This window comes from Deferrisoma camini S3R1, assembly GCF_000526155.1.
GTDB classification, from domain to species: Bacteria; Desulfobacterota; Deferrisomatia; order Deferrisomatales; family Deferrisomataceae; genus Deferrisoma; species Deferrisoma camini.
Window position 1 is genome coordinate 3,377,117 of record NZ_JAFN01000001.1, and the last position, 23,217, is coordinate 3,400,333.

At 69.6% G+C, this 23,217-nt stretch carries 22 protein-coding genes and 1 riboswitch; of the genes, 10 read left to right on the forward strand and 12 right to left on the reverse strand.

The features are described 5' to 3' along the window. Positions 1–32: 32 nt before the first annotated feature. The 10 genes from DEFCA_RS0114880 (at position 33) to DEFCA_RS20925 (ending at position 10,291) form a co-directional block, all read left to right on the forward strand. On the forward strand, positions 33–1,634 hold the full coding sequence (locus tag DEFCA_RS0114880) for a chemotaxis protein CheW (protein WP_029734163.1): 1,602 nt from the start codon (positions 33–35) through the stop codon (positions 1,632–1,634). 33 nt (positions 1,635–1,667) lie between these two features. After that, the gene (gene cheB / locus DEFCA_RS0114885; protein ID WP_025323805.1) at positions 1,668–2,801 is read left to right on the forward strand and encodes a chemotaxis-specific protein-glutamate methyltransferase CheB; all 1,134 of its coding nucleotides are present in this window, start codon (positions 1,668–1,670) and stop codon (positions 2,799–2,801) included. A 16-nt stretch (positions 2,802–2,817) separates the two neighbouring features. Further along, on the forward strand, positions 2,818–3,450 hold the full coding sequence (locus tag DEFCA_RS0114890; protein ID WP_025323806.1) for a HEAT repeat domain-containing protein: 633 nt from the start codon (positions 2,818–2,820) through the stop codon (positions 3,448–3,450). A gap of 3 nt (positions 3,451–3,453) precedes the next feature. Beyond that, positions 3,454–4,320 (forward strand): CheR family methyltransferase, encoded by an 867-nt coding sequence (locus DEFCA_RS0114895; RefSeq protein ID WP_025323807.1) that lies wholly within the window; start codon positions 3,454–3,456, stop codon positions 4,318–4,320. Positions 4,321–4,348: 28 nt separating this feature from the next. Then, positions 4,349–4,726 (forward strand): response regulator, encoded by a 378-nt coding sequence (locus DEFCA_RS0114900; protein WP_025323808.1) that lies wholly within the window; start codon positions 4,349–4,351, stop codon positions 4,724–4,726. Further along, positions 4,723–7,176 (forward strand): chemotaxis protein CheA, encoded by a 2,454-nt coding sequence (locus DEFCA_RS24350; RefSeq protein WP_025323809.1) that lies wholly within the window; start codon positions 4,723–4,725, stop codon positions 7,174–7,176. The genes DEFCA_RS0114900 and DEFCA_RS24350 overlap by 4 nt, the downstream gene beginning before the upstream one ends. Beyond that, on the forward strand, positions 7,167–7,424 hold the full coding sequence (locus DEFCA_RS0114910; RefSeq protein WP_025323810.1) for a hypothetical protein: 258 nt from the start codon (positions 7,167–7,169) through the stop codon (positions 7,422–7,424). Before DEFCA_RS24350 ends, DEFCA_RS0114910 begins: the two co-directional genes overlap by 10 nt. Before the next feature lie 84 nt (positions 7,425–7,508). Beyond that, positions 7,509–7,880: a response regulator gene (locus DEFCA_RS0114915; RefSeq protein ID WP_025323811.1), complete on the forward strand. Its 372-nt coding sequence runs from the start codon at positions 7,509–7,511 to the stop codon at positions 7,878–7,880. Between the two features lie 107 nt (positions 7,881–7,987). Next, positions 7,988–9,190 carry a methyl-accepting chemotaxis protein gene (locus tag DEFCA_RS0114920; RefSeq protein ID WP_169709602.1) on the forward strand — a complete coding sequence of 401 codons (1,203 nt, stop codon included), beginning with the start codon at positions 7,988–7,990 and terminating at the stop codon, positions 9,188–9,190. Between the two features lie 93 nt (positions 9,191–9,283). Continuing rightward, entirely contained in the window at positions 9,284–10,291 is a 1,008-nt protein-coding gene (locus tag DEFCA_RS20925) for a Tll0287-like domain-containing protein (protein ID WP_025323813.1), read from the forward strand. Between the two features lie 41 nt (positions 10,292–10,332). Here the strand turns inward: DEFCA_RS20925 and DEFCA_RS0114930 are convergent, their stop codons facing one another. The 12 genes from DEFCA_RS0114930 to cobA form a co-directional block, all read right to left on the reverse strand. After that, a complete protein-coding gene (locus tag DEFCA_RS0114930; protein WP_025323814.1) occupies positions 10,333–10,995 on the reverse strand; it encodes an NAD-binding protein in 663 nt (220 codons plus the stop codon). Positions 10,996–11,332: 337 nt separating this feature from the next. Further along, the gene (locus DEFCA_RS0114935; protein WP_025323815.1) at positions 11,333–12,448 is read right to left on the reverse strand and encodes a TonB family protein; all 1,116 of its coding nucleotides are present in this window, start codon (positions 12,446–12,448) and stop codon (positions 11,333–11,335) included. Continuing rightward, positions 12,445–13,254, reverse strand: a complete 810-nt coding sequence (locus DEFCA_RS0114940; protein WP_025323816.1) for an ABC transporter ATP-binding protein — start codon at positions 13,252–13,254, stop codon at positions 12,445–12,447. Before DEFCA_RS0114940 ends, DEFCA_RS0114935 begins: the two co-directional genes overlap by 4 nt. Further along, entirely contained in the window at positions 13,251–14,246 is a 996-nt protein-coding gene (locus DEFCA_RS0114945; protein ID WP_025323817.1) for a FecCD family ABC transporter permease, read from the reverse strand. The genes DEFCA_RS0114940 and DEFCA_RS0114945 overlap by 4 nt, the downstream gene beginning before the upstream one ends. Continuing rightward, positions 14,243–15,142, reverse strand: a complete 900-nt coding sequence (locus DEFCA_RS0114950) for an ABC transporter substrate-binding protein (protein WP_025323818.1) — start codon at positions 15,140–15,142, stop codon at positions 14,243–14,245. The genes DEFCA_RS0114945 and DEFCA_RS0114950 overlap by 4 nt, the downstream gene beginning before the upstream one ends. A 273-nt stretch (positions 15,143–15,415) precedes the next feature. Next, positions 15,416–16,552 (reverse strand): YncE family protein, encoded by a 1,137-nt coding sequence (locus DEFCA_RS0114955; RefSeq protein ID WP_169709603.1) that lies wholly within the window; start codon positions 16,550–16,552, stop codon positions 15,416–15,418. 31 nt (positions 16,553–16,583) lie between these two features. Continuing rightward, positions 16,584–18,614 carry a TonB-dependent receptor plug domain-containing protein gene (locus tag DEFCA_RS0114960; RefSeq protein ID WP_084319274.1) on the reverse strand — a complete coding sequence of 677 codons (2,031 nt, stop codon included), beginning with the start codon at positions 18,612–18,614 and terminating at the stop codon, positions 16,584–16,586. A gap of 129 nt (positions 18,615–18,743) precedes the next feature. After that, a riboswitch (cobalamin riboswitch) is annotated at positions 18,744–18,924 on the reverse strand. Between the two features lie 262 nt (positions 18,925–19,186). Beyond that, a complete protein-coding gene (locus DEFCA_RS0114965; protein WP_025323821.1) occupies positions 19,187–20,287 on the reverse strand; it encodes an LbtU family siderophore porin in 1,101 nt (366 codons plus the stop codon). Between the two features lie 84 nt (positions 20,288–20,371). After that, positions 20,372–20,944 (reverse strand): PepSY domain-containing protein, encoded by a 573-nt coding sequence (locus DEFCA_RS0114970; protein WP_025323822.1) that lies wholly within the window; start codon positions 20,942–20,944, stop codon positions 20,372–20,374. A 101-nt stretch (positions 20,945–21,045) separates the two neighbouring features. Next, positions 21,046–21,975 carry a sirohydrochlorin cobaltochelatase gene (locus tag DEFCA_RS0114975; protein WP_025323823.1) on the reverse strand — a complete coding sequence of 310 codons (930 nt, stop codon included), beginning with the start codon at positions 21,973–21,975 and terminating at the stop codon, positions 21,046–21,048. Positions 21,976–22,022: 47 nt separating this feature from the next. Next, a complete protein-coding gene (locus DEFCA_RS0114980; protein WP_025323824.1) occupies positions 22,023–22,283 on the reverse strand; it encodes a hypothetical protein in 261 nt (86 codons plus the stop codon). Between the two features lie 34 nt (positions 22,284–22,317). Further along, positions 22,318–23,145 (reverse strand): uroporphyrinogen-III C-methyltransferase, encoded by an 828-nt coding sequence (cobA, locus tag DEFCA_RS0114985; protein WP_025323825.1) that lies wholly within the window; start codon positions 23,143–23,145, stop codon positions 22,318–22,320. Positions 23,146–23,217: the final 72 nt, after the last annotated feature.

A 23,217-nucleotide genomic window follows, 5' to 3' on the forward strand; every position in this document is an offset into this window, starting at 1 on the left:
CACGACACTCCACGGCATGGCGGAGGCAACCGATGGAACCAGCGGCACGCATGCCCACCGGAGAGGGCCTGGGGGACTCGTTGGGCGAGGCGCAAGACCCCTCGTGCGATGACGGAGCCGTCCGGCAGTACGTGACCTGTCTCCTGGGGGAGGAGCGCTTCGCCTTCCCGATGGAGTCGGTGCTGGAGATCGTGCGTCTTCCGGAGACGGTGAGGGTCCCCCTTGCTCCCCCCAGCCTGAAGGGGCTCGCGAATCTACGGGGAACCGTGCTGCCCGTGGTGGACCTGCGGGGGCTTCTGGGCCTTCCCGGGGTGGAGCCCACCGACGCAACCCGGGTGGTGGTGATCGACTGCTCCCGGCCGGCCGGGTTGGTGGTGGACCGGGTCGAGCGGGTGCTGAGCGTGGAGGGGGATAGGGTCGAGCCCGCCACCGATGTGTCTGTGACGGTGGACTCAGCGCTGTTGGCCGGGGTGATCCGGTCTGAGGAAGACGGAGCCCTGATCCAGCTTCTGGACGGCCGCGCCCTCGTGGGGAGGGAGTTCGAGGCGTTTTGCGGGCCTTGCGACGGCGGCCTTCAGCCGGCGGCGACGGCGGCCTCGGCGCGGCCTGCCGGAACGGCCGAGGAGCCCGAAGACGACGGTTGGCAGTTGGTGAGCTTCGAGGTGGACGCCGAGGAGTACGCCTTCGATATCGCCGAGGTCCGGGAGATCGTCCGGGTGCCGGACGAGATCAGCCGGGTGCCCGGAGCCGGGGAGCACGTGCTCGGAATCATAGACCTCAGGGGGAGGGTGCTGCCGCTGGTGAGCCTGCGGCGCCTGTTCGGCTTGGCCGACGCGCCGGTGGAGGAGCACAACCGGATCTTGGTTGTGGGACTCGCCGAGGGAGATCGGCAGGTCACGGTAGGGATGGTGGTGGACCGGGTCCACGAGGTGTTCCAGGTCGGCGCGGATGCCCTGGATGAGGTGCCGGAGCTGTTGGCGAAGCAGGGCGTGGAGGGCGTCCAGGCCTTGTGCCGGTTGGAGGGAGGGAGGCGGCTCGTCTCGCTGTTGAGCGCGGAAGCGTTGTTCCAGCATCCGGCGGTGAAAGAAGCGGTGGAGACCCACGGGGAGGATGCGATGCAGACGGAAGAACGAGGGAGCGCCTCGGGGGCGGAGGAGAAGGAAGAACTTCAGTTCGTGGTGTTCCAACTCGCGGGTCAGGAATACGGGGTGGGCATCGAGTGGGTCCAGGAGATCATCTGGGTGCCGGATCAGATGAGCCACGTGCCGAAGGCGCCCGAGTTCATCGAGGGAATGGTGAACCTTCGCGGGACGGTTCTGCCGGTGGTGGACATGCGCGCCCGTTTCGGGCTCGAGCGGATGGAACGAAACGACCGGCAGCGGATCCTGGTGCTGAACCTCGACGGCACGCGCACCGGTTTCGTGGTGGACGCCATGAGCGAGGTGCTGCGGGTGCCCGCCCGGGCCGTGGAGGAGGCTCCCCGGCTGTCGGAGGACCAGGCGCGCATCATGGGCCGGGTGGTGAACCTGAAGGAACAGGGCCGGATGATCCAGGTGATCGAAGCGCGCGAGCTGTTGGAGGCCGACGAGCGAGAGGCCGTGGCCCGGGCGGCCTCCGAAGAGGCCGCCGCGTAACCCGGTTCGAGCCGATCCATGGGAGTTGGGAGCGTGAAGCACAAGATCTTGGTGGTCGACGACTCCGCATTGATGCGCAAGTACCTGCGCCAGATGCTGGAGACCCAGGACGACTTCGAGGTCCACACGGCAAGGGATGGGGAGGACGCGCTGCGTCAGATCCGGGAACTCGACCCGGACGTGGTGACCCTGGACATCAATATGCCGGTGATGGACGGGCTGACCTGCCTCAGCCACATCATGACCGAGTTCCCCCGGCCGGTGGTGATGGTGTCGTCCCTTACCGAGAAGGGAGCTCTGGCCACGTTCGAGGCCCTGGAGCTGGGGGCCGTGGACTACCTGCCCAAGCCGGACGGTACGGTCTCGCTTCGCATCAAGGATCTGACGGACGAATTGGTCGCCAAGGTGAGGGCGGCGCTGCGGGCCAAACGGCGTCCCCGCCGCAAGACCAGGGCGCGGGAGGAGGGGCTTCCGAAGCGTTCGGTTGGGGGACGAGCCTCACCCAAAAGTTCCACCAGGCCCTCGACGGCCAGCCCGGCGGAGTGGGCGGCAGCGGAGGAGGGCGTCGTGTTGATCGGGGTCTCCACCGGCGGACCGCGCACGCTGGAGGAGATCCTGCCGGAGCTCCCTGCTGATTTCCCCTTGCCAGTATTGGTAGCCCAGCACATGCCCGGCAAGTTCACCCGGGTGTTTGCCGAGCGCTTGAACCGGCAGTGTGCGCTGCGGGTGGCCGAGGTGGGGGGGCCGACCCCCCTGGAGCCGGGGACGGCGTGGATCGCTCGGGGGGACGCCGACGTGGTGGTGAGCCGCCGGAAGGGCCGCCTGGTGGCCCTGAGCGTTCCGGCGGACGAGCGTTTTTTGTGGCATCCCAGTGTGGAGCGAATGGTGCGTTCCGCTTTGGACCACGTTCCGCCGGAGCGCCTGATCGCGGTGGAGCTGACCGGCATGGGCAACGACGGCGCCGAGGCCATGGCCGAGGTGCACCGTCGGGGAGGGCGGACCGTGGCCGAGTCGGAGGAGACGGCGGTGGTTTTCGGGATGCCCCGGGAGCTGATCGAGCTGGGCGGCGCCAGCGCGGTGCTGCCGGCCGACCAGATCGCCGAGCAGCTCGTGGAGTGGGCTCTCGGACAGTCTCCGGCCGAAGGCCGCGGCGCCGCTCGCGCCTGACCGAAGGGGGAACGCCATGGCGCTCGTCAAGCGTACCGAAGATCGGACGGCTCCGTCCAAGCCCCACATCCGTAAGTACGACAGGGACCTACAGGGGCTCTTGGCACAGCTCCAGGACGAGCAGGTCAAGGCGCGAAGGTGGGCCGCGCGAGACCTGGCTGCCCACCCGGAAGCGGTGAGCGCCCTCTGTGACCGGCTCCAAGCAGAGCCGGACCCGACGGTGCGAGAGGCGATCTTCGGAAGCCTGCTGACGATCGGAACCGATGCGGTGGCCGAGGGGTTGATCCCGTTGCTCCGGAGCGAGGACGCAGGGCTTCGCAACGGCGCGGTGGAGATCCTGCGGCAGCTTCCGGACGCGGTGGGCCATCGCATAGCCGCCCTGCTGGCGGACCCGGATCCGGACGTGCGGATCTTCGCCGTGGACATCCTCCGGGACCTGGCCCACCCGGAAGCCCCGGGGTGGCTGCTCGCGGTGGTGGAGACCGACGAGCACGTCAACGTGGTCACCACGGCGATCGACCGCTTGGCCGAGGTGGGGACCCCCGACATGGCCCCGGCGATCCAGGGGGTCAAGGACCGGTTCCCCGGTGAGCCCTTTGTCGGGTTCGCCGTGGACACCGCCCTGAAACGTATCCTGGGAGAGGGGTGACCCATGGGGCACAGCGGGGTGGCACGCGAGTCGGCATCCGACGTCCGCATCACGGACGCGGAGTTCGAGCGGTTCCGGGACTACTTCTACCGCAAGACCGGAATCCGCTTCGAGGACTCCAAGCGCTACTTCGTGGACAAGCGCCTGATCCAGCGGATGCGCCAGACGGGCCACGAGAGCTTCCGGGAGTACTTCGCGTTCATGCGGTTCCAGGCCTCGGGCGAGGAGTTCCAGGAGCTGGTGAACCTCATGACCGTCAATGAGACGTACTTCTTCCGGGAGGAGTACCAGCTCAAGTGCATGGTCAACGCGCTCCTGGCCGAGGTGCTCCACCACAAACGCACCGGGGAGACCGTGAGAATCTGGTCCGTGCCGTGCTCCACGGGGGAGGAGCCCTACTCGATCGCTCTGTATCTGCTGGAGTTCTGGGACCGGATCGACGAGGTGGACGTGGAGATCGTGGCATCCGACATCGACACCCAGGCCTTGGAGAAGGCCCGGGCGGGGGTGTTCTCCCGGCGGTCGGTGAGCCACCTGCCCCGCTGGATCCTGGAGAAGTACTTCGAACCCCTGGCCGGCGGGTACCACCGGCTATGCGACGACCTGCGGGCCAGCGTGGATTTCCGCCGGGTCAACCTCTGCGATCCCAAAGACACCCGGGGAATGCGGGACTTCGACATCATCTTCTGTCGGAACCTGCTGATCTATTTCGACGATGCGTCCCAGCGGCGGGCCGCGGAGACCCTGTACGACGCGTTGAACCCGGGAGGGTTCGTGCTCCTGGGGCACTCGGAGTCCATGAGCCGGATCACCTCGCTGTTCAAGGTGCGCCGGTTCGAGGACGCGATCGTCTATCAGAAGCCCCTCTAGCGCTACGGCCGGAACGGAAGGATCGGGCATGAGACGAGCACTGATCGTGGACGATGCCGTCACGGTTCGCATGTACCACCGCCAGATCCTGGAGGGGGCCGGGTTCGAGGTGGACGAGGCCGAGAACGGTGTGGAGGCCTTGGAGAAGGCGTTGGTGACCTCCTACGACCTGCTGCTGGTGGACGTGAACATGCCCAAGATGGACGGGTACACGTTTCTGAAGGAGGTCCGGGGCACCCCCGAGCTCCGGGCGGTCCCGGCGATCATGATCAGCACGGAGGCCGAGCGGCGGGACAAGGAACAGGCGTATCGGGCCGGGGCCAACCTGTACCTGGTCAAGCCGGTCCGGCCCGAAGCCCTAGCGTTACGGGCCACCCTGATGACGGCCCGGGGAGGGAGCCGATGAACCCGCTGCTGGCCGAGTTCATCACCGAGACCCGGGATCTCCTGGAACAGGCGAGCCAGGGGTTTCTCGCCCTGGAAAAGGCTCCCGGCGACCCTGAGACCCTCAACGGGCTGTTCCGGGCCATGCACACCATCAAGGGGTCGTCGGGGTTCTTCGAGATCGGGCCGCTGACGCGCCTCGTGCACGCCGCCGAGGACGTACTGGACGCCGTTCGGCAGGGGGAACTCGACCTCACGCCGGACCGGGTGGACCTGTTCTTCGAGGTGCTGGATCGGGTCGGTGAGTGGGTGGACAGCCTGGAGGCCGAGGAGCGGCTCCCCCCGGAGGCCGAGGATGTGAGCAACGGCCTCGCAGGGCGCCTGAGGGGACTGTTGTCCGAAGCAACGGACGAAGAGCCCTCGGGGGCCGGCGATGCCGTGGCGGAAGAGGGGGACGCCGAAGACGAGAGGTCTGCATGCGAAAAGGTGGGAACGGCTCCCTCATGGATCCTGGAGGTCCCCGACGACATACGGCGAGAGCTGTACCAGATCAGCATCGAGGGCGGGCCGGGCGCGGTGGCCGTGACCTACACCCCGGACGAGCAGTGCTTTTTCGCCGGAGACGATCCGTTTCACACGGCCCGCCAGACCCCGGGCCTCCGCTGGGGGCGGGTGCAGACCCGGGAGCCGTGGCCTCCACCCGAGGAGCTCGACCCGTACCGCTGCGTGCTCCGGTTCCGCCTGGTGGCGGCCGCCCCGGTGGAGGAGGTGCGGGAGTGGTTCCGGTACGTGATGGACCAGGTGGAGCTCTACGAGGTCGCCCCAGAGGACTGGGGGGTCCCGGCCGGCGGGCCGGAGGAGGGGGGCTCCGGGCCGACAGCGAACGACGAAAAGGGTACCCGGTCCCCGGGAGGGAGTGAGCCGGGCGGGCCGGAGGACGAGCCCCTTGCCGCGGCGGTGGAGATCCTGCGGGCCCAGACCGAGCTTCTGGCCGCCCCGTGGGACCCGGACATCCGTTTGGGGGTGCTGGAGTCGGTCGCCGGGGTGCTGGGGTCGGTCTTGACGGAGTTGGGGGATGCGGCCGGCGAGGAGCGCGTTGCCGAGGCCTTGGAGACGGCCCGGGCCCAGGGGAGCGGGGAGCCGCTGAGGGCCTTGGCTCTGGATGTCCTTTCCCGCCTTTTGGGGGCGGAGAAGATGCAGCAGGAAGGGGCGGGGGTGGAGCCGGCTCCCCAAGCAGATGGGCCGGCCCCGGAGCGGTCGCCCCAGGAGAACGGAACGGCCTCGGGCCAGAAGATCCGGGTTCTCAAGGTGGACCAGGCCCGGATCGACGCCTTGATGGACCTGGTGGGGGAGCTGGTTGTGGCCAAAAACGCCCTGCCGTTCCTGGCCCGAAAGGCGGAAGAGGTGTTCAAGGTCCGGGATCTGGCCCGGGAGATCAAGAACCAACACGCCGTCATCAACCGGATCGCGGAAGAGCTGCAAGGCGCCGTGATGCAGGTCCGGATGGTGCCGGTGTCCCACGCGTTCCAGCGCTTCCCCCGGCTGGTCCGCGACTTGTCTCGCAAGTTGGGCAAGAAGGTGCGGCTGGTCATGGAAGGGGAGGAGACCGAGGCGGACAAGAACGTGGTGGAGGACCTGGCCGAGCCCCTGGTCCATTTGGTCCGGAACAGCATCGACCACGGGATCGAGACTCCGGAGGAGCGGGAGGCTGCGGGCAAGCCGCCCGAAGGGGAGATTCGGCTGCGGGCGGTGCAGTTCGACGACCAGGTGTGGATCGAGGTGATCGACGACGGCCGGGGCATGGACCCGGAGGTCCTCAAGCGCAAGGCCTACGAGAAGGGCATCCTGAGCGAGGAGCGGCTGGAGACGATCACGGACGACGAGGCGCTCCACCTGATCTTTGCGCCGGGGTTCAGCACCGCCGAGCAGGTGTCGGACGTGTCGGGCCGGGGCGTCGGCATGGACGCCGTGCGGGCCATGGTGGACCGGGTCGGGGGATCGGTATCCGTGCAGAGCACGCTGGGTCGGGGGACCCTCATCCGATTGTCCTTGCCCCTGTCCATGGCCGTGACCCGGGTGATGATCGTGGAGGTGGGGGGCGAGACCCTGGGCGTTCCCATCGAGAACATCGTCGAGACGGTGCGGGTCCCCACGGACGAGATCCACCGGATCAAGCGCCACGAGGCGGTGGTGCTGCGGGACCGCCTGGTTCCCCTGTGCCGGCTGGGCCGGGTCCTCGATCTCGGGGGCGACGAGGCCGGGCCGGGCGAGGAAGAGGCCGTTCTCGTGGTGTCGATCGACGGAAGGGAGCTCGGGCTGGTGGTGGACCGGTTCCACGAAGGGGTGGACATCATCCTGAAACCCCTCGAGGGGATCATGGCGGGGTTTCGGCTCTACGCCGGCACGGCGCTCCTCGGCGACGGTCGGGTGCTCCTGGTGCTGAATCTGAGGGAGTTGGTGGCATGCCTGTGACGTACAAGAAGACCGTAGCGGTCCTTGAGGGGGTGTGCACGGTGGAGGAAGCCGAGTCGCTCCTGGGATGGCTCCAGGAGCACCCGAAGGGCAAGGTGAACCTGAAGAAATGCGAGCACCTGCACGCCGCGGTGCTCCAGGTGCTCATGGCTGCGGGACCGGATGTGTCGGTCTGGCCGGAGGACCCGGGTTTGCAGGGATGGATCGAGACGGCCCTGGCAGGGAGGGGCGCCCAGGCGAGAAAGTAGGCGCACTTCGTCAGCGGGCGGGGCACGGGGCCCGTTGCTGGAGGCCGTCGTCCACGGAACTCCGGAGGAGGGAGGGAAGAGATCATGAAGACGATCTTGTTGGTGGACGATTCCAGCACGCTGCGGATGAGCATGACCTCGATTCTCTCGAAAGCCGGGTACCAGGCCGAGGAGGCTCCGAGCGCGGAGCACGCTTTGGACAAGCTGAAGTCCGGTCTCAAACCGAACCTCATCATCACCGACCTGAACATGCCGGGGATGGACGGGATCGGCCTGATTCGGGAGGCGCGCAAGCTTCCGGGCCTACGGTTCACCCCCATCCTGATGCTCACCACGGAGTCCCAGCAAGCCAAGCGCCAAGAGGCGCGGGCGGCCGGGGCGACCGGCTGGTTGGTGAAACCTGTTGCGGCCGAAGACCTTCTCAAGGTGATCAAGCAGGTCGTTCCCGGCGCGTAGAGAGTGGCTTGCGACACCTTTCCCCTGACCCCGAACACACAGAGGTTCCGATGGACCGAGTGGATCCCCGCGCTCACGTGCTGATGACGCGCCGGACAACGTGGTGGATGGGAGCGCTGCTCCTCGGGGTGTCCGTGTGCGAAGTGGTAGCCCAAGGATGGACCGATCTGGGGAGCCCTTCGACCCACGGGGCCGTCAAGGGGTGGCTGGGGCTCCTGACCGCCGGGTTGGCTGGGGGGGTAGGAAGCCTGCTCGTGGCCGCGGCGATGCGGGATGCACAGGCCCTCAAAGAGTGTGTGCGAGCACAAGAGGACGCGCGTTGCTGGCGGGAGGTGGTGGACGCGATCCTGGGCTCATTGGATGCGTACGCTAGGGTTCGGGGGATTCTTCGAGGACAACTGGAAGGAGTGAGCGAGATCACCGAGGAAGCAGCCCGGGACATCGTGGAGCGGCTCCAACGCTTGGACACTCTGGTGCGGGAGATGACGGTCCGTATCCAGACCGCCATGGAAGAGATCGAATCGTTGGCGGTGCAGGTTCGGGAAAACCGCGAGCGGGATCTGGAGGTGCTCCGGAGCATGCAGGCGTATCTAACAGGCCGGCATCAGGAGATGGAGGAGGAATGGCGTCGGGTGGAGCAGGTGTTGGCCGAGGCGGAGGAACTGCGCACGGTCACCGCCATGGTGAAGGATATCGCGGACCGGACCAACCTGTTGGCGTTGAACGCGGCCATCGAAGCGGCTCGGGTCGGACAGGCTGGGAAGGGGTTCGGTGTGGTCGCCGCGGAGATCCGGGCGCTGTCCCAAAAGTCGGCGGAGGCTGCGCGGAAGATCGAAAAGGGAATATCGGAGATGGTGGAGTCGGTGCGGGCCAAGTTCGCCCGCCAACTCGACGCCACGGCCCGGAAAAAGCAGATCCGGATGCTGGAGGAGGTGGGCACCGCCTTGACCACGGTCGGAGCCGCCTCTGCTGAGGTGCCGGCCGTAATTCAAGAGGTGCTGGATGCGACCCGGCGGACCAACGATGAAGTCGCCCGGGTGATCATGGACGGGTTGGCGAGCATCCAGTTCCAGGACATCACTCGCCAGCGGTTGGAGCAGGTGACGGGGGTGCTCGAACAAATGGATCACCACTCGGAGGTGCTGGTAGGATGCGGGCGAAGTGGTGACGCGAAAGCGGTGCCGCCCTTCGATGTGGACGAGATTGCAGCGGGGTACACCATGCGCGGACAGCGAGCCATCCACCAGCAGGAGGGGGGCGCGGCACAAGACGTTTTGGAAGACGAGGGGCCCAAAATCGAGCTTTTCTAGAAAAGACGCTCGGGTGCGTGTAGGAAGGGGAACAGGGAGGGGCAGACGGAATGAGAACGTTGTCCGTTCCCCCGCGCGGGAGGAGAGAGCGCGTTGCCAGGAGAGAGCCAAGAGGCTGAGCCACACGTTTCGGCGCTATCAGAGGCCGCCCGGCAGACGGCGAAGTCGATCCGAACGCAGGTGTGGGTGATGGCCGGGGGGCTCTTGCTCGTCATCGGCGCTTCGTTGGGGTGGAATCTGTGGAGCGTCGAGAAGCACGCCAGAGGCCTGGAATGGGAGGCTGCCCGGAGCATTGCGGATACCATTGTGGCCATGCGGGCGTGGACGGCGAAGCAAGGGGGGATCTACGTACCGGTTTCCGATCGCGTACCCCCCAACCCGTACCTGAAGGTGGCAGATCGGGACGTGACCGACGACCGGGGCCGACGGCTCACCAAGATAAACCCCGCCTACTTGACGCGGCTCGTGGCTGGAGAATTGCCGAGCCAGACGGGGATCGAGATCCGTTTGGTGAGCGACCGGCCCCTGCGGCCGGACAACCGCCCCCGGCGGTGGGAAGCAGAGGCGTTGGAGTTCCTGAAGACCCAAGGGGCAACGGAATGGGGGCAAGAGGAACTACGGCGGGACGGGCGCGTGGCGTTCCGGTATGTCAGGGCCTTGCCGGCCGAGGCTGCTTGCCTCAAGTGCCATGGGGCGCAAGGGTACCGCAAAGGAGATCTCAAGGGAGGGCTGAGCATCTCCCTGGACTACACATCGGCGTTTGAGGTGACCAGGGCACGCCAGGGGAGCCTAGCGATCTGGCACGGGACCATTGCCCTGGTGTGCCTGCTCGGCCTGGGATGGCTCGGCCGGAAGCTTGTCCGGAAGGCAGAGGTCGTAGAGGGCTTCGTTGCTCGCCTTCGGGTGTTGGAGGGGCTGCTCCCGATCTGCTCGAGTTGCAAGAAGATCCGCCTGGAGGGGAGGGCGGAGTCCGATCAGGATGCATGGGTGGAGGTGGAAACCTACGTCGGGGAGCACACCCACGCCCAGTTCTCGCACGGCCTGTGCCCGGAGTGTTTGGAACGGTTGTATCCGGAGTTTTCGCGGCGGCGAGGCGGGTGACGTCCGTCGCCAGGTTGATAGCCTTTCATCCGCCCAGCATCTCAACGACCCGTCGATCCGTCCGTGCGCAGCACCCCCGTGATCACGCCGTGGCAGCGGCAGGCCGTGGCCACCAGCGCCGGGCCGGTGTGGGCCGTGAGCCGGGCCAGCAGGTCGAGGAACTCCTCCGGCCGGCACCCGCCGACCCCCGGTGCGAGCTGGTGGCTTCGCAGGACGAACGGGCGAAAGGTGGGAACTTCCAGCTCTGCGAGCAGGCGGAACAGGTCCTTCGGCCTGGGCTTCCCCGTGACCGTGCACCGGTCGGCCGGTTCGGGGCAGTCGGGGGGGCATCGCCAGTCGGCGTGGCTCGTGTAGATCTCGTCGGCCGAGGCCCGCAGGGCGTGGGGAACCGCCCGCTCCACCTCGGCGGGGATCGGATGGCGGACCAGCCGGTCGGGCCCCAGCTCGGCCAGGCACCACAAGGCCGCCAGGTGCACCGGCACGGCCGGCACGATCCAGTCGGCCCCGCCCGGGCCCAGCACATGCTCCTTTTGTTCGGAGAGGAACCCCACCGCGTCGGCCACCTGGGTCTCGGCGCCGAGGCGCCGGGCGGCCTCCAGCCCTGCGGGGTCCCGGTCCACCACCCGCACCGAGGCCCCGGCCGCGACCAGCTTGGCCGCGGCCCGGGTACCGAACCGTCCTCCCCCCAGAATCCAGACGCGCAAAGCTTCGGCTCCTGTTTCCATGTAACTTCGGTCTGCGGTCGTCGGTCGTCGGTCGACGGTCTTCGGTCTGGGGCCTTCGGCCCGCTAGGCAGCTAGGCGGCCGGGCGGCTCTCGGATCGTGCCAAAGGCCGGGGAGCATGGGGCCTCCTGGAGCGCCCGCCCAACGGTCAGAGGTCCCCGGAATTTCTCTAGTTTCTAGTCTCTAGTTTCTAGTCTCTAGCTCGCCCCGGGCCAACGAACGTTACCCTTCCCCTTGTAGGGCCCCGAAGGGGCCTGGACGGGCATCCCAGCGGGTCAAAGGCCCCATTCTCCCCTTGGCGTCGGCCGAGGGGCAAGGTCACCCCGAGCGGTTGAGGGAGAACCGCACGGGCACCACCACCTCGGACGCCACGGGCTCGCCACCGCGCACCGCCGGACGGAACCGCCAGCCTCGCACCGCCTCGAGGGCGGCCCGGTCGAGCACCCGGTAGCCCGAGCTCTGCTCCACCGAGGCGTCGAGCACCCGGCCGTCGGGCGACACCCGTACCCGGAGCCGCACCACCCCCTGCCACCCCCGCCGCCGGGCCAGGCGCGGGTAGGGGGGCGGCGTGATCGCGGCGTAGTCGGGTTGGGCGTCCCGGTCCCCCACGTTCGTCCTGGCAGTGCCGGTCCCTTCGGAAGGCGCCGGCCCGGGCATGCTTCCGGCCCCGGAGGGTGGGTCGGGCGCGGCCTGGGCGCTGGGAACCGCACCCGCCCGGGCAGGAGGGCCGGCCGGCGCTTTCGGAGCAGGCCCCTCCACGGCGAGGGAGGCGGCCGCCGGGCCAGCCAGAGGTCCGTCCGTCCGGGCCGGCGCGGAACGCTCGGCCTCCGGGGGTGCCGCAGGTTCCTTGGGCAGGGCCTCGGCCGCCCGCGGTGGTTCGGACGGCGGGGGGGGCTCTGGAAGGTCGGCCGGCCGAGCCTCCGCAGGGGGAGCGGGGGGCTCGGGCTCGGGGACCTCGTGGGAGGCCGCGGCGGGAGGAGGGGGCTGCGGCTTCGGCTCGGAAACCGGCACCGGCTCCGGCCGGGGCCGTGGGGGGGCGGCCTCCTTAGCGGGTTCGGGCCTGGGGCGGTGCTCGATCGTGCGTGGCGCGGTTCGGTCGGTCCGCCGGGGGATGCGGGCCGGCTGGCGGCGGCGGATCTCCACGGTGGTCCGGCCGGACCGCTTCGGCGGGGCGGAGGTCTTGACCGCGGTCTCGCGCCGGACGGGTCGGCGCGGCGCGGCCCTCGGGGCCTCGCCGCCCCGGCCCTTGGCCGATACCCCCTTCTCTCCCCCCGGGGCGGGGGCCGGAGCCGCGTCCACCAGCAGGACCCGCACGGGCACCGGGGCGGAGGGTCTGGCCCTGCCGCCCGGCCCTGCGGCCACCCACAGCGAGATCCCCAGGGCGTGGATCGCGAGGGAGACCGCGAGCCACCGCTCCAGCCCGGATGCGGTCATGGGGACTCCTCCGCGACCGGATCCCTGGCGGGCAGCACCGGCAGCACCCGGGGCCGGCCGGTGGCCGGGTCGGGCTCCACCCGCACGACCACCGAGAACGCCTCCCGGATCCTCGCCGGCGTCAGCACCTGCCACGGGGTGCCCACGGCCAACGGTTCTCCCCCGGGAGAGAGCAGCAGCAGCCGGTCCGAGATGGCGGCGGCCAGGTCGAAGTCGTGGGTCACGTGCACGATGGTCCGGTCCTCGTCCCGGTGGAGCCGTACCAGGAGCTCGGCGATGCCGAGGCGGTGGCGGATGTCCAGGTGGCTGGTGGCCTCGTCCAGCAGCAGGATCGGGGTCTCCTGGGCGAGCGCCCGGGCCAGCACCACCCGCTGGAGCTCCCCGCCGCTCAACCGGGTGACCGGCCGCCGGGCGAGGTGCAGGGTGTCGGTCAGGGTCAGGGCCTTGTCCACCGCTGCCCGGTCGCCTCGTCGCGGTCCTCCGATCCCCGGGGCGTGGGCGAAGCGGCCCATGGCCACGAACTCCCACGCCGTGTACGGAAACGGCGTGGCCGTGGCTTGGGGCACCACGGCCATCCAGCGGGCCAGCTCCCGCCGCCGGTACCGGTGTACGGGCCGGCCGTCGAGCCGCACCCGCCCGGCTTCCGGCACGAGCGCCCCGCGCATCAGGCGCAGCAGGGTGGACTTGCCGCACCCGTTGGGACCCAGGACGCCCAGGATCTCGCCCCGGCGCACCTCCAGGGTCAACCCGCGGAGCACCGGCGGGCCGTCCCCGAACCGGAACGTGAGCTCCTCGATCCGGATCACGCCCGTCCGTCCTTCTGGCGCAGCAGGTACAGGAAGAACGGAGCGCCCACCAGGGCCGTGACCACGCCCACCGGGACCTCGGCCGGCGCGAGCACCGTGCGGGCCACGGCGTCGGCCCCGAGCAGGAACGCGGCGCCCAGCAGCGCGGAGGCGGGGAGCAGCCGCCGGTGCCCCGGGCCCCACACCAGGCGCACGGCGTGAGGCACCACCAGTCCCACGAATCCCACCAGGCCGGCCAGGGCCACGGCCGCGGCGGTCAGCCCCCCGGCCGCTCCGAGCAGCAGCAGCCGCGCCCGTCCCACGTCCAGGCCCAGGTCGGCCGCGGTCTCCTCCCCCTGGGTCAGCAGGTCCAGGGCCGGGGCCTGGAGCCAGAGAACCAGGAATGCGACCCCGGCCCACAGCCCGGCAGCCGGAAGCCACCCGGGCGACGCCCCCGACAGGTCCCCGGCCAGCCAGAAGATCGCGGTTCGTACCGGGTCGGAGGGGGAAGTCCACAGCAGGAACAGGAGCAGGGCTGAGCAGAAGCTGCCCACCATCACGCCCGACAGGATCAGGGTGCGGGGCGAGCCCCGGTGGGCCCGGGCCACCACGTACACGAACCCCAAGGCTGCCACCGCGCCCAGGAACGCGGCCGCGGGCACGGCCAGGGGGGTGGTCAGGCCCAGGGACAGCGCGGCCACGGCCCCCAGGGCCGCGCCTCCGGACACCCCCAGGATGTACGGGTCGGCCAAGGGGTTGCGCAGCAGGCCCTGGAACGCCCCGCCGGCCGCGCCCAGCCCCGCCCCCACCAGGGCGGCCAGGGCCGCCCTGGGCAGCCGCACCCGGAGCACGATCGCCACGTGTGTCGGGTCGGCGCGGCCGTTGCCCAGCAGGATGCTGCCGATCTCGCCCCACGAGAGCCGCAGCGACCCGGCCCACAGGGACAGGCCCAGGCTCGCGAGGACCAGGGCGGGGAGCACGGCCGCCCAGGGCAGTCGCCGTTGGGGGGTCATGGGCCTTCCTCCGGAAACGCGTCCGGGTGGATGGCGCGGGCCAGGGCCCGCAAGCCCCGTGCGAGCCGCGGCCCGGGGCGGTGGATCCAGTCGGCCGGGATCTCGACCACCCGGCCGGCGGCCACGGCCTTGAGTTCGGGCCACCGGTCGAACAGCCGGCCCGGCGAGGGCTGGCCCGGATGGGGCGACACCACCACCACGTCCGGGTCTGCCGCCAGCAGGGACTCGGGGCCCCACGTGGGGTACCGCGACGGTCCGGCGGGCACCACGTTGCGGCCTCCGGCCGTTTCGATGAGGTCGTGGGCCAGGGTGCCGGGGCCGGCCACCACCAGGGGCTCGACCATGACGCACAGGAGCACGCGGGGCCGGGGAAGATCCCGCACCCGGTCCCGGACCTCTGCCACGGCGCGCTCCAGGCCGGCCGCGAGCCGCTCGCCCGCCCGGGCCGCCCCCACCACCCGGCCCACCCGGCGGAGCATCGCCACGGTGCTGGCGAGGCTCCGGGGATACACCACGTACACCGGGATCCCCAGGCCCTCGAGGCGGTCGATCAGCGGGGGAGGGGTCGCGTCGGCCGAGCCGAACACGAGATCCGGGGCCAGGGCCACGATGGCCTCCAGGCTGGGGTCTGCGTAGCCGCCCACCTTGGGCTTGGATTGGGCCTCGGCCGGAAAGGTGCAGAACCGGGTGACCCCGGCCACCCGGTCCTGCACGCCCAGGGCGTAGAGCACCTCGGTCACGCTGGGCACCAGCGACACGATCCGCCCCGGCCGGTCCGGCACCTCGACCCGGCGGCCGAGCGCATCGGTCCAGGCGGCCGCGCCGGCGACCGACGCGCCCGCCACCAGCATCAGGGCGAGGATGCCCGCTCTCAGGAAAAGGGCTCGGCCGCTCAATGGGAGTTCATACCGAGTTGGGTTCAAACCGAGAGCCCTGGGGGGCGGGGCAAGGGACCTGTCTCCGGCCGGGCGCGAAGCCGGGCATTGAGATTCGCCGCGCAGGCACGGGACGGCGGAGCTGGCTTCATGGCTACCCGGTGGAATCCGTACCATTTCGCAGTCCAAACGCCGGAAGCGGTGCGCGGCGAGCCAAGGGGCCGCGCCCGGCTCTCCGACAGGTTCCTTGCCCCTCCGAGCAGAGGGCCTAATAGCTTTAAAGGCAACTTGGTATCAGAACACCGCGATGGAGTTCGGCGGCAGGCCCACGTTCACCGGGCTGCCCTCCACCTCCTGGTCGGTCGCGGTGTCATAGATGCGCACGCCCGGGCTGGTGGTGTCCCGGTCGGGCACCAGGAGCCGCCCCTGGCCGTCCAGGGCGAGGCTCGGGATGAAGGCGCCGGACAGACCCAACGTACCCTGTTTCTGCCACGATCCGTCGATTTTTTCCACCACGGCCACGTCGTTGGCCCACGACGAGTCGGTGACCACCACGTAGGCCTTGGCGCCGTCCACCACGGCGAGGGCTCCCACGTCGCCCCCCAGGTCCCCCTCGGTCACGAGGAACCCTTCGGCCTTGTACGTGATCGGGTCCACCGTCTCCAGGCCGCCGTCCTGGGCGCCGTAGGTTCCGGTCTCCGAGACCACGATCTTGCCCAGGGCCTCGTCGTAGACCATGAACTGCGGGTTCGTGCCGGTCAGCACGATCGGGTCCTTCGTGTCGGGCGTGGAGGAGTCCGCGTCCACGATCTCGTCCGTGGCCGTGTCGACCACCACCACGTACGAGGCGTCGGTGGGGGCGAACCAGCTGTTGCGGTCCAGCCTCTGGAGGGCCACGAACAGCTTCCCGTCCACGATCGCCATGGCCGAGGCCTCGGGGATGCCGTCGGCATCGGCAAAGTCGCTCAGGTCCACCCGGCCGACCTCCTCGCCCGTGGTAGGGTTCACGATCAGTAGGTAGTCGGCCCCGTACAGGCTCACGTAGGCCTTGGCGTCGCTCACGAAGGCCATGGCGTGGGGGTTCGTGCCGTTGCCGGTGGTGAACTGGACAACCGGAGCGGTCAGATCCGAGGGGTCCATCACCGTGATGTTGTCGAACCCGTAGCGGTTGATCACGTAGATCCTGCCGCCGTAGGTCGTGACGGCGTTGTCGCTCTCCACGATGCCGTTTCCTTGGAACGTCCGGGCCGCGAGGGTGTCGAGGTCGATCGTGGCGTACCCTCCCGTGGAGTAGTCGGTGGTGGCCACGAAGGCCGTGCCGGGCAGGGCCGGGGCGGCAGCGTCGGACCCGCCGGAGCTTCCCCCGCAGCCGGCCAGCAGCAGGCAGGCCGCGGCCAGGAACATCGCAGAGCGTTGGATCGTGTGCCTCATGGTTTTCTCCTCCTTCTTGGGGGGGACGGGGTCAGAGCTGGGCCGAGACCGTGACGTAGTAGCTGCGGCCGGGCAGCGGGAACCCCAGGGCGTCCGACACCTGCTCGTCGGTCAGGTTCTTGAGCTCGAACGTGACGGTCAGGCCCCGGCCGGGTTGAACCGACAGCCCCAGATTGTGGATGCGCCGGGTCTCGGCCTTCTCGAAGTTGGCCGCGTCCAGGTAGTTGCCCGAGGTCCACGAGAGTTCGTGGAACACCTTGCCCCATCCAAAGAGCAGCTCCAACCGGTTGAACAGCTCGTGCTCGGGCCGGGCCGGGAGCTGGTTGCCCCGGTAGTAGGGGATGTCGCTGGTGTTCTCGGTGTGCTGGAAGGTGTAGTTGCCGCTGACGGCCAACCGCCGGGTCACCTCGAGGCTCCAGGCGGTCTCCAGGCCCCAGACCCAGGCGCTCGACACGTTGGTGGCCCGTACGGTGCGCTGGGAGGTCTGCTCGAACAGGATCAGGTCGTCGGTGCGGCTCTGGAAGTAGGCGGCCTCCAGATGGACCCGGCCGGCCGGCCAGACCGGATCCACCGCAACCCCGAGGTCCCAGTTGACCCCCCGCTCGGGCACCAGCTCGGGGTTGCCGATCACCGTGCCGCGATCGCCGAACAGCTCGGTCAGGGTGGGGAACCGGTAGGCCCGGGCCGCGTTGGCCCGGACCTTGATCCAGGGGCGGGGTTGGTAGGAGAGCCCCAGCCGGTACGTCCAGTACCCCCGGTCGTCCGGGGAGGGGAGCTCCTTCCAGGAGAACGGCGCCCGGCCGCCGAATTCGTGGTCGAGGAAGGTGTAGAGCACCTGGGGCACCAGCACGAGGCGGTCGTCCAGGAGGTAGACCTCGTCCTCGACCCCGGCCTGGTAGGTGGTGCGCTCCTGGGTGTCGCCCTCGGCCGGCTCGGCGAGCTCGTCGCGGGACTCGGCCCGCTCGTTCCGGTAGGCCCCCAGCAGGGTGAGCACCTGGTGCTCGCCCCAGTAGTAGGTGAGCATGCCATCCGCGCCCCAGCCGACGGTCTCGTTCACGTTGTCCTGGCGGCCCACCCCGATCTCGCCCAGCGGGTCCAGGAAGGCGGTGGTCTCGTCGATCCGGTGCAGGAACAGCTCCGCGCCCAGGTTCTCGGAGAGGAACTCGTCGCGCACGGCCCGCACCGACAGCACGTTGCGATAGGTGCGAAGCCGCGCCGTGTCCGATTGGTTCGAGCCGATCCCGGGCACGCCCTCGCGTTTGTCGAAGTAGTCGTCCGAGAGCTCGAGGCGCAGCACCGGCGAGGGCTCCCAGGAGAACTTGGCCAGGAGGTTACGGGCGTAGAAGGCGTTGTTGCGGCGGGTGGTGGTCTCGTCGTCGTCCGGGTTGGCTCGGGTGCCGTTGTCGTCCAGGAACTCGAAGTCCCCGTCGGACGAGGTGTAGCTGCCCGAGACCAGGAGCCCCAGCCGGTCGCCCTTCCACGAGACCACGCCCCGCGTGTCCAGGGTGTCGAACGAGCCGTAGGTGGCGTCGGCCCGGGCGTTCCAGCCCTGCTTCGCCTTGCGGGTCACGATGTTGATCACACCCCCGATGGCCGGGGAGCGCAGCCGCAGGGGCGACGCGCCCCGGTACACCTCGATCCGCTCCACGTCGCCCAGGGGGAGGTCGCCGAGGTTCACCAGACCGGTGCCGGGGCCGGCCAGCGGCACGCCGTCCAGGAGCACCGCCACCTGCTGGGCCGTGGACCCGCGGATCGACGCCGTGGAGAACGCGCCCAGGCCGCCGAACCGGCGGATCGTGAGGCCCACCGACTGCTCCAGGACCTCCGGAACCGAGGTGGCCTTCTCCTGGAAGCTCTCGGCCGGGATCACCGTGACCGCGGCCGTGCGTTCCGGGGTCTCCGTCGGCTCCGGGGGCGGCGCCTCGGCAGACACCACCACCTCTTGGAGAACGGGGCTCTCATCCGCGGGCGCGGGGTGGGCGCGGAATGCCAGCAGCAGGGCCAGCCCCACGACGGCCCGGACGGATCTCCCCACACGTTGGCGATACGTGCAGCGTTCCATCGGCTCCTCTCGAAACCGAGCCCTGGATGGGGCGACGAAAAAAGCCCGCACGCCATGGACGGCGTGCGGGCTTCCCGTTTTCGAAGCACCGCTTCAGGGGCCCACCCTCCCAAAAGCCCGGGGAGGTTCGCGTGGGCCGCCCAGCCGGCAGGTCTTCTGGCTCGCGATTCATCCTCCGGGCCGCCTTCCCAGCCTCTCGGCCAGTGGCATCCGTGGCCCTTCGTCCTCGCTTACAGCGGCGGGTCCGCGGGGGACTTGCACCCCACTTCCCTTTTCAGCCCCAAGAGGCACCGGCGGGCAGATTCGATTTTCGAGCCTTCTAGCCCCAGTGAACCCCTCGTGTCAACGCCATCTTTTGGATCTTCGGCCCTCTGGGTGGCCAATGTCCCGTTCCGCAAGAAGAGATACGGATTGCGGTGGGGCTGGGGGCTCCGACGAGGCGCGACGGCCGAGCGGGCCGGGCCGCCCGGCGCAGCGAACCGAGCCGAGGCGGCCCCTGCGAGGCCGTTCAGCGAAGGAAGGGCCCTCAGCCCCGCCGCCTCGGGAAATGCACGACCTTGCGGAGCATGACATTAGAACTCCACGGCGAGCTGGGCGGTCACCAGGTCCCGGGAGTCCACCCCTCCCCCAAAGTCCTCGTCGTACTCCCCGTGCAGGTACTCCAAGCTCAGGCTCACCCCCTCCATGGGCCCCCACGAAACGACCGCCCCGTACTGGAGCTCCGGCTGCCCCCCCAGCTCCCGGCTCCCCTCCACACGCACCGCCACCTCCACCACCTCGCTCACGTCCCACGCCCCCTCCACGTTCCACGCCAGCGGCCGGTCCCCCCTGCCGTCCTCGTCCTCGTCCAGGTCCGCCTCGTCAAACGCCCCCACCGAACCCAGCACCTCCCCCAACACCTCGAACGGCCCGAACCCCACCACCGCATACGCGCTCCATCCCCCCACCCGGTCCCGGTACTCCCCCACCAGCTCCGCGTCCGTGTCCGCCAGGTCCGACAAAAAGCTCGCCCCCACCTCCACCCCCTCCACCGGCGTCACCACCACGCTCACCCCCCAGTCCTTCACGTGGTCCTCCTCCGCTTCCCCCGCCCCGTTCACCTTCTCCGTGTCCCCGTTGAACACGAACGCGCTCGCCGTCCATCCCTCCCCCTCGTACCCCACCTGCACCGCCGTCTCCCGGATCTCGCCCAGCTCCAGGGTCAGGGGGTCCGAGATCATGTGGCTCGGGTACGCCCCGAACGGCAGGTACTGGCGGCCGAACCGGGCGGTCCAGCCGTCTCGGGCGTAGTCCACGGTGGCCTCGTCCACCTCGATGGGCTCGGTCTCGTCCTCCTCGAACAGCAGCACCAGGGCGGCGGTGAGCTGGTCGTTGACCTGGGCGTCGAACCCGAGCTGGGCGGTGGCCACGGTGAGGTCGCTGGTGGCCTCGCGGTCGCCGTCGGCAGGGTCGGTGCTCTCGTAGGCGGCCTCGAGCTCGAGCAGGCCGGAGAACGAGATCTTCTCGGAGATCTTGGTCATCAGGCCCGCCTGCTTCTTCTGCTGCAGGGTGTGGTAGAGCTCGGCGTTCTTCTTCTCCAACGCCTCCACCCGTTCCTCCAGCGTGGTCGCGGCCGAGGCGAGCGGAAAGGCGAGGACCAGGGCGGTTGCGGCGGTGAGACGGCGGGTCAACATCGGTCGTCTTCCTCCCAAGAACTTCAGTGGTCAGTGATCAGTGGTCAGTCGGGCCTGTGGCCGGGTAGGCGAAAAAGGCGTCTGTCAGGCCCCCCACATGGCCCACGCCATCCCCAGCAGCAGCACCGTGAACACGGCGCCCCACAGGGCTAGGTGCCGCCAGCTGCGGCGCCAGGCCCCCGGAACGGCCAGGCCGGTCACGAGCGAGGCCACCAGAAGAACCGACACCAGGTCCGCGAGCCAAACCCAGGGCCCGGGGGTCTTAAACGCCTTGTGGAGACGGTTGAGGGTGCTCCACGGCTCCACCGGCCGCTTCTCGATCCGGGTCATCCGGCCGGCCTCGGGGTCAATCACATAGGTGACCTGGCCGTGGGAGCCGTACAGGAACTCCACGGTCCGTCCGTTCTTGATCCGGATCACCGCGGGGTCGTCGTCCCGGCCGATCTCGGCCTTGTAGAACGCCAGGAACTCCCGTAGGGGCCCCAGGTCCTTCTTCGCCACCGGCCGGACCCGGGCGGTGCGGTCCTGGAAGTAGTCGAACGCCTGGCGGTGGTTCAGCAGCACCCCCGTGACCGCGTAGAACACCAGGGGCAGCGCCACGGCCGCGCTGCCCACGCGGTGCCACACGGGCCAGCGGGGCCGGTGTTTCGCGTGCATCTCGTGGTCGTCTCCCGAAAGGTCTGGCGGCCGGTCCAAAAAAAGGTGGGGGAGGGATCCCCTCCCCCACGACGAAAGGAGCGTTTGGGACCGGGGTTGGGCTATAGGCGCTTCAGGGCCCTTTGGATCTCCTTGATGAAGATCTCGTTGACCTCCGGGTAGAAGCCCAGGCCTTTGTAGTAGGTGTCGCCCTCGTAGGTCACCGTGGTCACGTCGGTCTGGATGCCGGCCCGTTTGAGCTCGGTGTTCCAGCTGGGGTTCTCGGGGTCCTCTTCGTCGCCCATGATGTCGTTCATGATGTGGTCGCCGGCCACGTACATGAACGGGATGAACCGCACCCGCTTCTTGGGGCAGGCCTTGGCCGCGCCCAGGGCGTCCTCGCGGGTGATGATGCCGTCCACCGCGCCCAGGAACGCGTTGGGGTACTTCTTGGACAGGTGCCGCTCCAGGCCCAGGTAGGTGATGTTCGACCCCACGTGGGACGAGGGCGTGCCGTGGGCGGTGAGCACGTTGCACCCCTCCTCGGGGGGCAGGAAGTCCTGGGAGATCACCTCCACCACCTCGAACAGGCTCTCCCACCGCTGAAGCAGGGTTTCCCCGGTCTCGATCCGCAGACCCGGGTAGTGCTCCACGATCTTCAAGACCTCCTCGTACTCCTCACCGGGGAAGATGTGCAGGGGCTGCACCACCACCTTGGTGTACCCCTCAGCCTCCAGGTCGCCGAGGGTCTGCTGCAGGCTCTTCAGGCGCTTCTGGATGCCCTGCTTGGCCCAGCGCTTGTTGACCCGCTCCCGGATGATCTCCGAGGTAAAGGCCCAGCGGATCTCGTAGCCGGGCACCTCCTTGCGAAGCTGCTTCTCGAAGGCGTCGAAGGTGACCTGGGCCCGGGTGCTGGTGCCGAAGGCCGCGATCACGATGGCCGGCTTGTCCTTGAGGGTTCGGGTCAGCAGCTGGGCCGCACCCGCCGGCCCGGGCACGGCCCACAGGGCCGCCAGGATCAGAAGGGGCAGGGTCAGGGTCCAACGTCGCATGGTTCCTCCTTTCTGGGGGAAATGGGGGAATGGGGACTCGCCGGGGCTCACCCCAGCATTCGGTATCCGTGGGCTGAAACCCGGATCTTCCCGGCCGGCTCGGGGTGCGCGGCCCGGAACTCGATCCGGTGGGCGCCCCGCTCGGCCAGGGAGAGCATGGCATCCTGGGGCGTGGGCCACCCGGGCGCCGAGCCTGCCACCGCCACCCAGTGGGGATCGAAGCCCAGGGCTGCGGCCCGGGCCGGGAGCTCCACGGGGTCGGGGGCGTGCTTCGCATCGGTGATGTACAGGACGGTGCCGGTGTTCATGGTTCCACCTCCAGACGGAGTTCGGGTTGGGATCTCAATCGGGGACCGCTTTCTTCCAGGTCAGGGCCGCCTCGTGCCAGAGGGGTCGGTCGGTCCCGGCCGCCTCGCTCTGGTCCCGGGGGACGCCCGGGCGGAACCAGGCCAGGTCCTGGGCCAGGTTCACCACCTCGCCCACCACGACCGTGGCCGGGGCACCCAGACCCAGTTCCCGGGCCCGGATCGGGAGGGTGGCGAGGGTCGCCTGCACCACCCGCTGGCGATCGGTGGAGCCGTGCCGCACCGCCATCGCGGGCGTGTCGGGGGCGCGGCCCGCGCGGATCAGCCCCTCGCAGATCTGGGGCAGGCGTCCCATGCCCATGAGGATGACCAGGGTGGGCACCCGGGCCACGGCCCCCCAGTCCGAGACCTCTTGCTCGTTCGAGCGGTGGCCGGTGACCACGGCGAAGGCATGGGCCACCCCCCGGTGGGTCACCGGCACGCCGGCGTAGGCCGGGGCGGCAACGGCCGAGGTCACACCAGGGACCACCTCGAACGGGAGGCCCGCCCCCGCGAGGGCCAGGGCTTCTTCGCCTCCCCGCCCCAGCACGAACGGGTCACCCCCCTTTAGGCGCACCACCCGCCGGCCGGCCCGCACCCGCTCCACGAGGATCTGGTTGATCCGGTCCTGGGGCAGCGCGTGGCGGCCCGGGGCCTTGCCCACGTCGATGCGTTCGGCCGCGGACGGTGCCTCGTCCACCAGTTCCTTTGCCACGAGCCGGTCGTACATCACCACCTCGGCCCGCCGCAGGACCCGAAGCCCCCGCACCGTGATCAGATCGGGCCGCCCCGGTCCGGCGCCCACCAAATAGGCTTTTCCTGCCACCGCTCCCGCGTCTCCCCGGCGCCGGCGCGCCACAAAAAAAGCCCGCACGCGCCAAGGCGTGCGGGCTTCCCG

Bases quoted from the DNA above. Each gene is read 5' to 3' on its own strand.
- DEFCA_RS0114880 (WP_029734163.1), top strand. From the start codon at position 33: ATGGAACCAGCGGCACGCATGCCCACCGGAGAGGGCCTGGGGGACTCG.
- DEFCA_RS0114890 (WP_025323806.1), top strand. From the start codon at position 2,818: ATGGCGCTCGTCAAGCGTACCGAAGATCGGACGGCTCCGTCCAAGCCC.
- DEFCA_RS0114895 (WP_025323807.1), top strand. From the start codon at position 3,454: ATGGGGCACAGCGGGGTGGCACGCGAGTCGGCATCCGACGTCCGCATC.
- DEFCA_RS0114900 (WP_025323808.1), top strand. From the start codon at position 4,349: ATGAGACGAGCACTGATCGTGGACGATGCCGTCACGGTTCGCATGTAC.
- DEFCA_RS24350 (WP_025323809.1), top strand. From the start codon at position 4,723: ATGAACCCGCTGCTGGCCGAGTTCATCACCGAGACCCGGGATCTCCTG.
- DEFCA_RS0114910 (WP_025323810.1), top strand. From the start codon at position 7,167: ATGCCTGTGACGTACAAGAAGACCGTAGCGGTCCTTGAGGGGGTGTGC.
- DEFCA_RS0114915 (WP_025323811.1), top strand. From the start codon at position 7,509: ATGAAGACGATCTTGTTGGTGGACGATTCCAGCACGCTGCGGATGAGC.
- DEFCA_RS0114920 (WP_169709602.1), top strand. From the start codon at position 7,988: ATGGGAGCGCTGCTCCTCGGGGTGTCCGTGTGCGAAGTGGTAGCCCAA.
- DEFCA_RS0114935 (WP_025323815.1), bottom strand. From the start codon at position 12,448: ATGACCGCATCCGGGCTGGAGCGGTGGCTCGCGGTCTCCCTCGCGATC.
- DEFCA_RS0114945 (WP_025323817.1), bottom strand. From the start codon at position 14,246: ATGACCCCCCAACGGCGACTGCCCTGGGCGGCCGTGCTCCCCGCCCTG.
- DEFCA_RS0114955 (WP_169709603.1), bottom strand. From the start codon at position 16,552: ATGAGGCACACGATCCAACGCTCTGCGATGTTCCTGGCCGCGGCCTGC.
- DEFCA_RS0114960 (WP_084319274.1), bottom strand. From the start codon at position 18,614: ATGGAACGCTGCACGTATCGCCAACGTGTGGGGAGATCCGTCCGGGCC.
- DEFCA_RS0114965 (WP_025323821.1), bottom strand. From the start codon at position 20,287: ATGTTGACCCGCCGTCTCACCGCCGCAACCGCCCTGGTCCTCGCCTTT.
- DEFCA_RS0114970 (WP_025323822.1), bottom strand. From the start codon at position 20,944: ATGCACGCGAAACACCGGCCCCGCTGGCCCGTGTGGCACCGCGTGGGC.
- DEFCA_RS0114975 (WP_025323823.1), bottom strand. From the start codon at position 21,975: ATGCGACGTTGGACCCTGACCCTGCCCCTTCTGATCCTGGCGGCCCTG.
- DEFCA_RS0114980 (WP_025323824.1), bottom strand. From the start codon at position 22,283: ATGAACACCGGCACCGTCCTGTACATCACCGATGCGAAGCACGCCCCC.